This window comes from Enterobacter cloacae complex sp. FDA-CDC-AR_0164 (assembly GCF_003071645.1).
Taxonomy (GTDB): Bacteria; Pseudomonadota; Gammaproteobacteria; order Enterobacterales; family Enterobacteriaceae; genus Enterobacter; species Enterobacter ludwigii.
Window position 1 is genome coordinate 1,541,878 of sequence record NZ_CP028950.1, and the last position, 12,390, is coordinate 1,554,267.

A 12,390-nucleotide genomic window follows, 5' to 3' on the forward strand; every position below is an offset into this window, starting at 1 on the left:
GATGATGAACCCATTAATTATCAAACTCGGTGGTGTACTGCTGGACAGCGAAGAAGCGCTGGAGCGTCTTTTTACCGCGCTGGTGAACTATCGCGAATCACACCAACGTCCGCTGGTGATTGTGCACGGCGGCGGCTGCGTGGTTGATGAGCTGATGAAAGGGCTCAACCTGCCGGTGAAAAAGAAAAATGGCCTGCGCGTCACGCCTGCTGACCAGATTGATATTATTACCGGTGCCCTGGCGGGGACGGCGAACAAAACGCTGCTGGCGTGGGCGAAGAAACACCATATCGCCTCAGTCGGTCTGTGCCTGGGCGATGGTGACAGCGTAAAAGTGACCCAGCTCGACGAAGAGCTCGGACACGTTGGACTGGCACAGCCTGGTTCGCCTAAGCTGATTAACATGCTGCTGGAAGGAGGATTTCTGCCGGTGGTGAGCTCTATCGGGGTGACCGAAGAGGGCGAGCTGATGAACGTCAATGCAGACCAGGCGGCAACGGCTCTGGCGGCTACGCTGGGCGCGGACCTGATTCTGCTCTCTGACGTAAGCGGTATTCTCGACGGCAAAGGCCAGCGTATTGCGGAAATGACCGCAGCGAAAGCCGAACAGCTTATCGAGCAGGGCATTATTACCGACGGCATGATCGTCAAAGTCAATGCGGCGCTGGATGCTGCGCGTACGCTCGGACGTCCGGTGGACATCGCCTCCTGGCGCCACGCGGAGCAACTCCCGGCGTTGTTTAACGGCACGCCGATTGGCACGCGTATTCTGGCGTAAGCAATTTACCGATTCTGCAGGCCCGGTCAGCGCAGCGCAGCCGGGCAATGAAATTCAAAGATATTAAGGAAGCATGTTATGGCACTTTGGGGTGGGCGTTTTACACAGGCAGCGGATCAACGGTTCAAACAGTTCAACGACTCTTTGCGCTTCGACTACCGCCTGGCCGAGCAGGATATCGTCGGCTCTGTGGCCTGGTCCAAAGCGCTGGTCACCGTGGGCGTTCTGACCGCAGACGAACAGCTGCAGCTGGAAGAGGCGCTGAATAACCTGCTGGAAGAGGTGCGTCTTGACCCGCAGCAGATCCTCGCCAGCGATGCGGAAGATATTCACAGCTGGGTGGAAGGGAAACTCATCGATAAAGTCGGCCAACTGGGTAAAAAACTGCATACCGGGCGTAGCCGTAACGACCAGGTCGCGACTGATCTGAAATTGTGGTGTAAAGATACCGTTGGTGAACTGCTGGCAGCCAACCGTCAGCTGCAGGGCGCGCTGGTGGAAACCGCGCAGAACAACCAGGATGCGGTGATGCCGGGTTATACCCACCTGCAGCGTGCGCAGCCGGTAACCTTTGCGCACTGGTGTCTGGCCTACGTTGAGATGCTGGCGCGTGATGAAAGCCGTCTGCAGGATACCCTGAAGCGTCTGGACGTGAGCCCGCTGGGCAGCGGTGCGCTGGCAGGGACGGCCTATGAAATCGACCGTGATCAGCTGGCAGGCTGGCTGGGCTTTGCTTCAGCCACCCGTAACAGCCTGGACAGTGTCTCTGACCGTGATCACGTGCTGGAGCTGCTTTCCAATGCGTCTATCGGCATGGTGCATCTGTCGCGCTTTGCCGAAGACCTGATTTTCTTCAACTCCGGTGAAGCCGGGTTTGTTGAGCTGTCTGACCGCGTGACGTCAGGCTCCTCCCTGATGCCACAGAAGAAAAACCCGGATGCGCTGGAGCTTATCCGCGGTAAGTGTGGCCGTGTGCAGGGCGCGCTGACCGGCATGATGATGACCCTGAAAGGGCTGCCGCTGGCGTATAACAAAGATATGCAGGAAGACAAAGAAGGGCTGTTCGACGCGCTCGATACCTGGCTGGACTGCCTGCATATGGGCGCGCTGGTGCTGGATGGCATTCAGGTGAAACGCCCGCGTTGTCAGGAAGCGGCGCAGCAGGGCTATGCAAACTCGACCGAGCTTGCCGATTACCTGGTGGCGAAAGGCGTACCGTTCCGTGAAGCGCACCATATTGTCGGTGAAGCGGTGGTTGAAGCCATTCGTCAGGGTAAGGCGCTGGAAGCGTTGCCGCTGACCGACCTGCAGAAATTCAGTGCTGTTATCGGTGATGATGTGTATCCGATTCTGGCGTTGCAGTCTTGTCTGGATAAGCGTGCAGCGAAAGGCGGCGTGTCACCGAAGCAGGTCGCGCAGGCGATTGCGGATGCGAAAAACCGGCTGGTTTGATGAGTGCGGGCTGGTGCCCTCACCCCGCCCTCTCCCACGGGGAGAGGGCGTAAACACTAAAAATGGCAACTTCGGTTGCCATTTTGCTTTTATCCCCGGCCTTTTTACGCAAAAAAAATGCGGACCACGGGGTCCGCAAAAGTTCACGTTGGCTTTAGTTGTTCGAGTTTTGAGAGAAACTCGCTGACGGTGCGGGGACGTCAAGGGTCAAACACGTTCCGCCTCGTCTATGTGGTGTATTATTCAACAGAAGGCTTGATAGGGATAATCGTTCGTTGCTATGCTATCTATCGCCATGAACTATCGTGGCGACGGAGGATGAATAATGAATATTCGTGATCTTGAATACCTGGTAGCGTTAGCCGAGCACCGCCATTTTCGCCGCGCGGCAGATTCCTGCCACGTCAGCCAGCCTACCCTGAGCGGCCAGATCCGCAAGCTGGAAGACGAGCTGGGCGTGATGCTGCTGGAGCGCACCAGTCGTAAGGTACTGTTCACCCAGGCAGGTCTGCTGCTGGTGGATCAGGCGCGCACCGTGCTGCGCGAGGTCAAAGTGCTCAAGGAAATGGCAAGCCAGCAGGGGGAGGCGATGTCCGGCCCGTTGCATATTGGCCTGATCCCAACCGTTGGCCCGTACCTGTTACCGCACATCATTCCAATGCTGCATCAGACGTTCCCGAAACTCGAAATGTATCTGCATGAAGCGCAAACCCATCAGCTGCTGGCGCAGTTAGACAGCGGCAAGCTCGACTGTGCCATTCTGGCGCTGGTCAAAGAGAGCGAAGCTTTTATCGAAGTGCCGCTGTTTGATGAGCCCATGATGCTGGCGATCTATGAAGATCACCCGTGGGCGAACCGCGATCGCGTGCCGATGGCCGATCTGGCCGGTGAAAAACTGCTGATGCTGGAAGATGGTCACTGCCTGCGCGATCAGGCGATGGGCTTCTGCTTCGAAGCGGGTGCTGACGAGGATACCCATTTCCGCGCAACCAGCCTTGAAACGCTGCGGAATATGGTGGCGGCGGGCAGTGGGATCACATTGCTGCCGGCACTGGCCGTGCCGCGCGAACGTAAACGTGACGGCGTGGTTTATCTGCCATGCATTAAACCAGAGCCACGTCGTACCATTGGTCTGGTTTATCGTCCGGGTTCACCGCTGCGCAGCCGCTATGAGCAGCTGGCAGAGGCCATCCGTGGTTCGATGGATGGCCATTTTGACAATGCGTTAAAACAGGCGGTTTAAGCCGTTCAGTGCCGCGACCCGATAGGCTTCCGCCATGGTCGGGTAGTTGAAGGTGGTGTTAACGAAGTACTCGATGGTGTTACCACCACCTTTTTGCTCCATGATCGCCTGGCCGATATGAATAATCTCCGCCGCGCGTTCACCAAAGCAGTGAATACCGAGGATCTCTTTCGTCTCGCGATGGAACAGGATCTTCAGCGTACCCACGCTCATTCCCACGATTTGCGCCCTCGCCAGATGTTTAAACTGTGCGCGACCCACCTCGTAAGGCACCTTCATTGACGTCAGCTGCTGCTCGGTTTTCCCGACGGAGCTGATTTCCGGGATAGTATAAATACCTGTCGGAATATCTTCGATCAGATGTGCCGTCGCTTCGCCTTTCACCAGCGCCTGCGCCGCGATGCGTCCCTGATCGTATGCTGCAGAAGCCAGGCTTGGATAACCGATAACATCACCGACAGCATACACATGCGGCAGGGCTGTCTGGTACATGCTGTTCACCTTCAGCTGACCGCGGCTGTCGGTTTCGAGCCCGATATTTTCCAGAGCCAGAGAATCAGTGTTACCGGTACGGCCGTTGGCGTACAGCAGGCAGTCTGCTTTCAGCTTCTTGCCCGATTTCAGATGCATGATCACACCGTCGTCGCAGCCTTCAATTTTCTCGTACTCTTCGTTGTGGCGAATCACCACGCCGCTGTTCCAGAAGTGGTAAGAGAGCGAGTCTGACATTTCCTGATCGAGGAAGGCCAGCAGGCGGTCGCGGGTGTTGATCAGGTCAACTTTCACGTCCATACCCCGGAAGATCGACGCATATTCGCAGCCAATCACCCCTGCGCCATAGATAATCACATGACGGGGTTCGTGGTGCAGGCTCAGGATGGAGTCGCTGTCGTAAATGCGCGGGTGGGAGAAGTCCACGTCTGCCGGATGGTACGGGCGTGAACCACAGGCGATGACAAATTTTTCCGCCGTGATGGTTTCGACCGACCCGTCGTGGCATTCGAGTGCCAGGGTGTGTTCATCAACAAAGTGCGCATTGCCCTGCAAAATTTCACAGTGGTTACGCTCATAAAACCCCTGGCGCATCCGTGTCTGCTGGTTAATAACGGTATCCGCATGATTCAGGATGTCAGCAAAGGAGGAACGAAGAAGTCGGGAGTGGTCGCTGTAAAGAGGGTTCTGGTTAAATTCAATAATGCGGCTAACGGCATGGCGGAGGGCTTTGGAAGGGATGGTGCCCCAATGGGTGCAACCACCGCCAACGTTATGGTAGCGCTCTATCACCGCTACTCTGGCTCCCTGTTTCACCAGTCCCATAGCAGCGCCTTCGCCGCCGGGGCCGGAACCTATCACAATTGCGTCGTAATCGTAGGAATGTGGCATGGTAAGGCTTACCTGTTCTTATACATAAAAGCAACAGAATCATAACATCATTGCCCGAGTAACCCAATTATCGTTGTGCTTTTTTCCGGCAGTGGAGCACAAACCGTACGTAAACAATCATTCACAAAGCCAGGCAAACAGATTAATTTTATTCTCTGGTATAGTGCCATCAGGCCTTTGGAAGGATTCAACTATCGTGATGGGCGTAAGAGCACAACAAAAAGAGAAAACCCGGCGTTCGCTGGTGGAAGCCGCATTCAGTCAACTGAGTGCCGAGCGTAGTTTTGCCAGTTTAAGCCTGCGTGAAGTTGCGCGCGAGGCCGGGATTGCGCCAACGTCCTTCTATCGTCATTTCCGTGATGTGGATGAACTGGGTCTGACCATGGTCGACGAGAGCGGGCTGATGCTGCGTCAGCTTATGCGCCAGGCGCGGCAGCGTATTGCTAAAGGGGGGAGCGTGATCCGCACCTCTGTGTCGACCTTTATGGAATTTATTGGCAATAACCCCAACGCGTTTCGCCTGCTGTTGCGGGAACGTTCCGGAACATCAGCCGCGTTCCGTGCCGCTGTGGCGCGTGAAATTCAGCATTTTATCGCGGAACTTGCCGATTATCTTGAACTCGAAAACCATATGCCGCGTGCGTTCACTGAAGCACAGGCTGAGGCGATGGTGACGATTGTTTTCAGCGCGGGTGCCGAAGCGCTGGATGTCAGCATCGAACAACGCAAGCAGCTCGAAGAGCGACTGGTATTACAGCTCAGGATGATCTCCAAAGGCGCGTACTACTGGTATCGCCGTGAACAAGAGAAACTGGCACATCAAACCGAAGAGTGAAGGTGAGTAATGAAACAGTCAGGTCAGGATAAGGGTACGCTGTTGCTGGCATTGATCGCTGGCTTATCAATTAATGGCACGTTTGCGGCTGTGTTCAGCTCGATCGTTCCATTTTCTATTTTCCCGCTCATTGCGCTGGTGCTGACGGTGTACTGTCTGCATCAGCGTTACCTGAACCGCACCATGCCGGTCGGGTTGCCTGGGCTGGCCGCGGCCTGCTTTATTCTTGGCGTGTTGCTGTATAGCACCGTGGTGCGTGCAGAGTATCCGGATATCGGTTCTAACTTCCTGCCGGCGGTACTTTCCGTGGCGCTGGTGTTCTGGATTGGCTCGCGCATGCGTAGCCGCAAGCACGAGCTGCCGGAGTAAGAGAGTGGGGTTGCAGGCAGGTTGACCTGCCTGCCATCACGTTACTTCGCGGTGAGAAGTACGCCGCACTCCATATGGTGCGTATACGGGAACTGATCGAAGAGAGCCAGACGTTCAACATTGTGCGTCTGGCTTAATGTTTCGAGATTCTTGCACAGCGTTTCCGGGTTACAGGATATGTACAAAATACGCGGGTACGCCTGCACCATCTTCTCGGTTTCGCTGTCCAGGCCACTGCGCGGCGGATCGACAAAAATCGTCTCACACTGGTAGCTCTTCAGATCGATCCCCTCCAGGCGATTAAACTGACGTACGCCATTCATGGCCTGCGTGAACTCTTCTGCAGACATACGGATGATCTGCACATTGTCGATGTGATTGGCGGCAATGTTGTACTGTGCAGCGGCAACGGACGGCTTGGCAATCTCCGTCGCCAGGACGCGCTCAAAGTTACGCGCCAGCGCCAGGGAGAAGTTGCCGTTCCCGCAGTACAGCTCAAGCAGATCGCCCTTTGACCCTTCGGTCGCCTTCAGCGCCCAGTCCAGCATCTGTACGTTCATTGCTGCGTTTGGCTGGGTAAAGCTGTTCTCAACCTGGCGGTACACCATCTCTTTTCCCGCCACCGACAGACGTTCGTCGATGAAATCCTGATCCAGCATGATTTTGGTTTTTGTCGCACGACCAATCAGGTGAATGTTGATGTTCTGCGCGCGCAGGGCATCGCGCAGCGCTTCTGCCTGCTCGCGCCATTCGTCATTCAGCGCTTTGTGATACAGCAGAGAGACAATCGCCTGGTTGCTTTGTGTGGTCAGATAATCAATCTGGAACAGCTTGTGGCGCAGCACAGGGTTGTTGCGTACGCCGTCGATCATCAGCGTCATGAGCTGGTTGATGAGTTCACTCGCCGCCGGGAAACTGTCAACCCGAATGCGGGACTTCGTCTGCTGATCGAAAATGATGTGGTACAGGTCGTCACCTTCGTGCCAGATGCGGAATTCCGCACGCATGCGGTAGTGGCTAACGGGCGAGCGGAACACCTCAGGAACGGGCGCGTTGAAAGGCGTCATCATACTTTGCAGGCGGACAACTTTCTCTGCCAGCTGTGCGTCGTACTGTTCTGTTGGGAGGTGTTCGGGGGTCATGATGCGTCCTGAGTGATAAAGAATTACGCGGGGATTGTAGGGATTGTGCAGTGGATGTCCAGATTTAATGGCCAATAGCTATCTGGACATCTATACGTGTCTAATTGTAGCATTCTGTTTCCGGTCTCCTGAGAGTGAAAAGGGAATCCAGTGAAAATCTGGAGCTGACGCGCAGCGGTAAAGACTGGCGGGATGAGAATTGTAGACACTGTGAAAATGGGAAGTCTTCATCCGCAAAACGCCACCTAGCCCGAAGACCTGCCGGGATCACGTCGCATTTGGTTTCGTCATCGCGTGCTATAGATGAAGCCTGCGGCATCCTTCTTATATTGTGGATGCTTTAACAATGATTAAAAAAGTATCGCTGTTGACGGCGTTGTCCGTCACGGCATTTTCGGGCTGGGCGCAGGATAGCGACGACTCGTTGGTGGTGACAGCAAACCGTTTTGAGCAACCTGTTAATACCGTTCTTGCACCAACGTCTGTGGTGACGCGCGAGGATATTGATCGCTGGCAGGCAAAGAGTGTTGTTGAAGTGATGTCGCGTTTACCCGGGGTAGATATCGCGCAAAGTGGCGGCTTGGGCGCAACCTCTTCTACATTTATTCGCGGTACGGAATCCCGTCATGTTCTGGTATTGATTGATGGTATTCCTCTAAACAATGCAGGGATCAGCAATGTTCCTGACCTTAGCCAAATTCCAACATCGCTGATTCAACGCATCGAATATATTCGCGGTCCGCGTTCTGCGCTGTATGGCTCTGACGCGATTGGTGGCGTGATCAATATCATCACAGGGCGAGATAAACCGGGTGCAGAAATTTCTGCAGGCGTAGGTTCTAAGGGGTATCAGACCTATGATGGTTCTTTCCAGCAAGTACTGGAAAAAACCAAAATCACCATGGCGGGTAATTACACTTATACCCGTGGTTTCGATATCGGTGCGAAAGATGCTCCGCGTCAACCGGATCGTGACGGTTTTATGAGTAAGTCACTTTACGGTTCTGTGGAACAGCAAATTACCGATAGCGTAAGTGGTTTTTTCCGCGGCTTTGGTTACGACAATCGCACTGCGTACGACGGCTATGACCATTACGATGCTAACTTTAACGTTGATGGACGACCGGATACGCGCCAACTCTACAGTCAAAACTGGGATACGGGCCTGCGCTACAGTCAGGGGATATTTAAATCGCAGTTGGCCATAGGTTATGGTCGCAGCAAAGATCAGAACTATGACCCGAAGAAAGGGCGTTATTCAGATTCCGCAACGACGGACGATGTGAAGCAGTACACCACACAGTGGTTAAATTCCCTTGAAGTAGGTCATGGTAATATAGGTGCGGGCCTGGACTGGCAGAAACAAAAAACTCAGGCTGGTTCTAGTACTATGGATAACGGCTATGAGCAGCGCAATACGGGCGTCTTTCTCTCGGCGATGCAGCAATTTGATAGCATCACGCTAGAAGCTGCGGCACGTAACGATGATAACTCGAATTTTGGCAATCATGCTACGTGGCAAACCAGTGCTGCGTGGGAGTTTATCGATGGTTACCGGATTATTGGTTCATATGGCACGGCTTATAAAGCACCGACAATGAGCCAGATTCACAGTGAGAAATATGGCAATCCTGACCTTAAGCCTGAAGAGAGTAAACAGTGGGAAGGGGGCTTTGAAGGTTTGACGGGGCCGGTTAACTGGCGCGTAACAGGTTATCGTAACGACATTGATAACCTCATTGGCTACGACGCAAACTACCGTTACTACAATGTGGACGAAGCCCGTATCAAAGGCATTGAGGCCACGGCGCAGTTTGAAACAGGTCCGGTAGGGCACCAGATTTCCTATGACTATGTTGACCCACGTAACACCAAAACCAATGAAGTTCTGGCTCGCCGTTCTAAGCAACAGGTTAAGTATCAGCTTGATTGGCAGGTATGGGATCTTGACTGGAACGTTTCCTATCGTTATTTGGGTACACGCTATGACGTTGCGGTCGATCCGAATACCTATTCTACAGAACGTGTGAAAATGGGCGGCGTAAGCCTGTGGGATGTCGCAGTTTCATATCCTGTCACCTCTCACCTTACAGTTCGTGGTAAAATAGCCAACCTGTTCGATAAAGATTACGAGACAGTTTATGGCTACCAAACTGCAGGACGGGAATACACCTTGTCTGGCAGCTACACCTTCTAATCCGCGTCCCACCGTGCTGGTATTTGATTCCGGCGTCGGTGGGCTTTCGGTCTATGATGAGATCCGACATCTTCTGCCGGATCTCCATTACATTTACGCCTTTGATAACGTCGCGTTCCCGTATGGGGAAAAGAGTGAAGACTTTATTGTTGAGCGTGTGGTTGAAATCGTCACCGCGGTACAAAAGCGTTATCCCCTCTCGCTGGCGGTCATCGCCTGTAACACGGCCAGTACAGTATCGCTTCCTGCATTGCGCGAAAAATTCCAGTTCCCGGTTGTAGGCGTTGTTCCTGCAATAAAGCCTGCCGCACGTCTGACGGCAAATGGCATTGTTGGTTTACTGGCAACGCGAGGCACGGTGAAGCGTCCTTATACGCGCGAGTTAATCGACCGCTTTGCCAACGAATGCCAGATTGCGATGCTCGGTTCGGCGGAACTGGTCGAGATCGCCGAAGCGAAGCTGCACGGAAAGGCAGTGCCGCTTGAAGAGTTGCGCCGTATTCTCCGCCCGTGGCTGCGGATGCCGGAGCCACCGGACACCGTTGTGCTGGGGTGTACCCATTTCCCTCTATTACAGGAAGAGTTATTAGAAGTTCTGCCTGAGGGCACGCGGCTGGTGGATTCGGGGGCGGCTATAGCCCGACGTACGGCCTGGTTGCTGGAACATGAAGCCCCGGATGCAAAATCTGCCGATGCAAACATCGCTTTTTGTATGGCCATCACCAACGAGACCGAGCAACTTTTGCCCGTTTTACGCCGTTATGGCTTTGAAACGCTCGAAAAACTGGCGCTGTAGCACGATTTTGAGCAAAAAAGAGACGGTTGAACGTTTTTTTTAAAAGAGGGGTTGTCAACGTCTGAGAACTCCCTATAATGCGCCTCCACTGACACGGAACAACGGCTTACAAGCCGCCGGGTTAGCGGGGTTCAGAGATGAACACCAACAGAGAAAAGCAAAAATAAATGCTTGACTCTGAATGAGGAAAACGTAATATACGTGACCTCGCGACGGTGAGCTGTAAGCCGCGTCGCAACTGCTCTTTAACAATTTATCAGACAATCTGTGTGGGCACTCAAAGTGACATGGATTCTTAATGTCTTCGGACACTAAATGAATACCAAGTCTCTGAGTGAACATACGTAATTCATTACGAAGTTTAATTCACGAGCATCAAACTTAAATTGAAGAGTTTGATCATGGCTCAGATTGAACGCTGGCGGCAGGCCTAACACATGCAAGTCGAACGGTAGCACAGAGAGCTTGCTCTCGGGTGACGAGTGGCGGACGGGTGAGTAATGTCTGGGAAACTGCCTGATGGAGGGGGATAACTACTGGAAACGGTAGCTAATACCGCATAACGTCGCAAGACCAAAGAGGGGGACCTTCGGGCCTCTTGCCATCAGATGTGCCCAGATGGGATTAGCTAGTAGGTGGGGTAACGGCTCACCTAGGCGACGATCCCTAGCTGGTCTGAGAGGATGACCAGCCACACTGGAACTGAGACACGGTCCAGACTCCTACGGGAGGCAGCAGTGGGGAATATTGCACAATGGGCGCAAGCCTGATGCAGCCATGCCGCGTGTATGAAGAAGGCCTTCGGGTTGTAAAGTACTTTCAGCGGGGAGGAAGGTGTTGTGGTTAATAACCGCAGCAATTGACGTTACCCGCAGAAGAAGCACCGGCTAACTCCGTGCCAGCAGCCGCGGTAATACGGAGGGTGCAAGCGTTAATCGGAATTACTGGGCGTAAAGCGCACGCAGGCGGTCTGTCAAGTCGGATGTGAAATCCCCGGGCTCAACCTGGGAACTGCATTCGAAACTGGCAGGCTAGAGTATTGTAGAGGGGGGTAGAATTCCAGGTGTAGCGGTGAAATGCGTAGAGATCTGGAGGAATACCGGTGGCGAAGGCGGCCCCCTGGACAAAGACTGACGCTCAGGTGCGAAAGCGTGGGGAGCAAACAGGATTAGATACCCTGGTAGTCCACGCCGTAAACGATGTCGACTTGGAGGTTGTGCCCTTGAGGCGTGGCTTCCGGAGCTAACGCGTTAAGTCGACCGCCTGGGGAGTACGGCCGCAAGGTTAAAACTCAAATGAATTGACGGGGGCCCGCACAAGCGGTGGAGCATGTGGTTTAATTCGATGCAACGCGAAGAACCTTACCTACTCTTGACATCCAGAGAACTTAGCAGAGATGCTTTGGTGCCTTCGGGAACTCTGAGACAGGTGCTGCATGGCTGTCGTCAGCTCGTGTTGTGAAATGTTGGGTTAAGTCCCGCAACGAGCGCAACCCTTATCCTTTGTTGCCAGCGGTCCGGCCGGGAACTCAAAGGAGACTGCCAGTGATAAACTGGAGGAAGGTGGGGATGACGTCAAGTCATCATGGCCCTTACGAGTAGGGCTACACACGTGCTACAATGGCGCATACAAAGAGAAGCGAACTCGCGAGAGCAAGCGGACCTCATAAAGTGCGTCGTAGTCCGGATTGGAGTCTGCAACTCGACTCCATGAAGTCGGAATCGCTAGTAATCGTAGATCAGAATGCTACGGTGAATACGTTCCCGGGCCTTGTACACACCGCCCGTCACACCATGGGAGTGGGTTGCAAAAGAAGTAGGTAGCTTAACCTTCGGGAGGGCGCTTACCACTTTGTGATTCATGACTGGGGTGAAGTCGTAACAAGGTAACCGTAGGGGAACCTGCGGTTGGATCACCTCCTTACCTTAAAGAACCTGCCTTTGTAGTGCTCACACAGATTGTCTGATGAAAAACAGCAGTAAAAAACCTCTACAGGCTTGTAGCTCAGGTGGTTAGAGCGCACCCCTGATAAGGGTGAGGTCGGTGGTTCAAGTCCACTCAGGCCTACCAAATCTGTCATGCAGATTTGAAGAGGTTGGTCATACGATGGGGCTATAGCTCAGCTGGGAGAGCGCCTGCTTTGCACGCAGGAGGTCTGCGGTTCGATCCCGCATAGCTCCACCATCTTTTACTGC

General features: G+C 53.8%; 9 protein-coding genes, 2 tRNA genes, 1 rRNA gene and 1 riboswitch. Of the genes, 10 read left to right on the forward strand and 2 right to left on the reverse strand.

The genetic code is table 11. The features are described from left to right. The first annotated feature begins 1 nt into the window (after position 1). The 3 genes from argB (at position 2) to oxyR (ending at position 3,473) form a co-directional block, all read left to right on the forward strand. Positions 2-778, forward strand: a complete 777-nt coding sequence (gene argB, locus AM410_RS07500) for an acetylglutamate kinase (protein ID WP_086462987.1) — start codon at positions 2-4, stop codon at positions 776-778. A gap of 78 nt (positions 779-856) precedes the next feature. Next, the gene (gene argH, locus AM410_RS07505) at positions 857-2,230 is read left to right on the forward strand and encodes an argininosuccinate lyase (protein ID WP_014172177.1); all 1,374 of its coding nucleotides are present in this window, start codon (positions 857-859) and stop codon (positions 2,228-2,230) included. 325 nt (positions 2,231-2,555) lie between these two features. Next, positions 2,556-3,473 (forward strand): DNA-binding transcriptional regulator OxyR, encoded by a 918-nt coding sequence (gene oxyR, locus AM410_RS07510; protein WP_014172176.1) that lies wholly within the window; start codon positions 2,556-2,558, stop codon positions 3,471-3,473. Here the strand turns inward: oxyR and sthA are convergent. Further along, positions 3,456-4,856 carry a Si-specific NAD(P)(+) transhydrogenase gene (gene sthA / locus AM410_RS07515; RefSeq protein ID WP_014172175.1) on the reverse strand — a complete coding sequence of 467 codons (1,401 nt, stop codon included), beginning with the start codon at positions 4,854-4,856 and terminating at the stop codon, positions 3,456-3,458. The genes oxyR and sthA overlap by 18 nt on opposite strands. Positions 4,857-5,052: 196 nt before the next feature. Between sthA and fabR the strand changes: the two genes are divergently transcribed. Next, positions 5,053-5,691, forward strand: coding sequence for an HTH-type transcriptional repressor FabR (fabR, locus tag AM410_RS07520; RefSeq protein WP_008501784.1), 639 nt, complete (start codon positions 5,053-5,055; stop codon positions 5,689-5,691). A gap of 9 nt (positions 5,692-5,700) precedes the next feature. Beyond that, the gene (locus tag AM410_RS07525; RefSeq protein ID WP_020883939.1) at positions 5,701-6,060 is read left to right on the forward strand and encodes a YijD family membrane protein; all 360 of its coding nucleotides are present in this window, start codon (positions 5,701-5,703) and stop codon (positions 6,058-6,060) included. A 41-nt stretch (positions 6,061-6,101) separates the two neighbouring features. Here AM410_RS07525 and trmA read toward each other — a convergent pair whose 3' ends face one another. Continuing rightward, positions 6,102-7,202, reverse strand: a complete 1,101-nt coding sequence (gene trmA, locus AM410_RS07530) for a tRNA (uridine(54)-C5)-methyltransferase TrmA (RefSeq protein ID WP_073397782.1) — start codon at positions 7,200-7,202, stop codon at positions 6,102-6,104. A 104-nt stretch (positions 7,203-7,306) separates the two neighbouring features. Further along, positions 7,307-7,482, forward strand: a riboswitch (cobalamin riboswitch). A 66-nt stretch (positions 7,483-7,548) separates the two neighbouring features. On the opposite strand from trmA, the gene btuB reads away from it, so the two are divergent. The 5 genes from btuB (at position 7,549) to AM410_RS07555 (ending at position 12,379) form a co-directional block, all read left to right on the forward strand. Beyond that, positions 7,549-9,399 (forward strand): TonB-dependent vitamin B12 receptor BtuB, encoded by a 1,851-nt coding sequence (gene btuB, locus AM410_RS07535; protein WP_049022990.1) that lies wholly within the window; start codon positions 7,549-7,551, stop codon positions 9,397-9,399. Next, positions 9,344-10,195 (forward strand): glutamate racemase, encoded by an 852-nt coding sequence (gene murI, locus AM410_RS07540; protein WP_020883936.1) that lies wholly within the window; start codon positions 9,344-9,346, stop codon positions 10,193-10,195. The genes btuB and murI overlap by 56 nt, the downstream gene beginning before the upstream one ends. A 383-nt stretch (positions 10,196-10,578) precedes the next feature. Then, positions 10,579-12,118: ribosomal RNA gene (locus AM410_RS07545) — 16S ribosomal RNA — on the forward strand. A 70-nt stretch (positions 12,119-12,188) separates the two neighbouring features. Continuing rightward, positions 12,189-12,265 (forward strand) — tRNA-Ile (locus AM410_RS07550). Positions 12,266-12,303: 38 nt separating this feature from the next. Next, positions 12,304-12,379: transfer RNA gene (locus tag AM410_RS07555), tRNA-Ala, on the forward strand. Positions 12,380-12,390: the final 11 nt, after the last annotated feature.